Consider the following 305-nt stretch of genomic DNA (forward strand, 5'->3'; position numbering starts at 1 on the left):
GCCGCGCCTGGTCGACATGATCGACATGCGTCACGAGCTGGTCACGCTGTCGGCCCTGATCGACTGGGAGTTCTTCGAACGCGAATGGGCCGGGTTCTTCCCGTCGACGACCGGACGACCGGCGACAGCGCCGCGGCTCGTGGCGGGGCTGCTCTATCTGCAGCACGCGTTCCGGCTGTCGGACGAGGCTGTGGTCGCGCGCTGGGTCGAGAACCCTTACTTTCAGCACTTCACCGGCGAGACCTTCTTTCAGCACAAGCCGCCGATCGATCCCACCTCGCTCATCCGGTGGCGGAAGCGGATCG

1 protein-coding gene is annotated in these 305 nt (G+C 65.9%); it reads left to right on the forward strand.

Features of this window, described 5'->3' with window-relative positions:
- Positions 1-305 (forward strand): transposase (locus tag FG154_RS21005; protein ID WP_145112122.1); only part of this gene is annotated, 305 nt, incomplete at both ends.

The sequence above is a fragment of the Cereibacter sediminicola genome (genome assembly GCF_007668225.1).
Taxonomy (GTDB): Bacteria; Pseudomonadota; Alphaproteobacteria; order Rhodobacterales; family Rhodobacteraceae; genus Cereibacter_A; species Cereibacter_A azotoformans.